This window comes from Parabacteroides sp. MSK.9.14 (assembly GCF_019041495.1).
Lineage (GTDB): Bacteria > Bacteroidota > Bacteroidia > Bacteroidales > Tannerellaceae > Parabacteroides > Parabacteroides merdae.
The window spans coordinates 1-324 of the sequence record NZ_JAHPXO010000149.1; the positions used below are offsets into that span (position 1 = coordinate 1).

The window sequence follows — 324 nt, forward strand, 5'->3', positions numbered from 1 at the left end:
TCCTCGCCATCATGAACTGCACGCTCTTCCTCTCCACCTTCGCCTGCCGCATGAGTCTCTGCACGATAAACCCCGCCGAGAACCTTGCGCATCTTTTATCCTTCCAGACAATGAACCCCTCGCTGTCATCGGCCCGGCAGATGTACCAGTCATCCGTCTCGTCGTCGTGGGCGAAGTTCACCCGTCCGCCACCGAGGATTCCCAATTCGATTGACATCGTCTTTGACAGATAGACGGTCCCCCTGCTGTCAAGGTTGATGGTCCGCTTTCCCTTGTATGTGACTTCCTGCGGACGGGAGTTTTCCCTGTTGTATACTATCAGTG

Annotated in this window: 1 protein-coding gene; it reads right to left on the reverse strand. The window is 55.2% G+C overall.

Annotated elements, in window-relative coordinates; genetic code table 11:
• The coding region (locus tag KTG12_RS21550; RefSeq protein WP_227226423.1) for a hypothetical protein at nucleotides 1–322 on the reverse strand (322 nt) is incomplete at its 3' end.
• Between the last annotated feature and the right edge of the window lie 2 nt (nucleotides 323–324).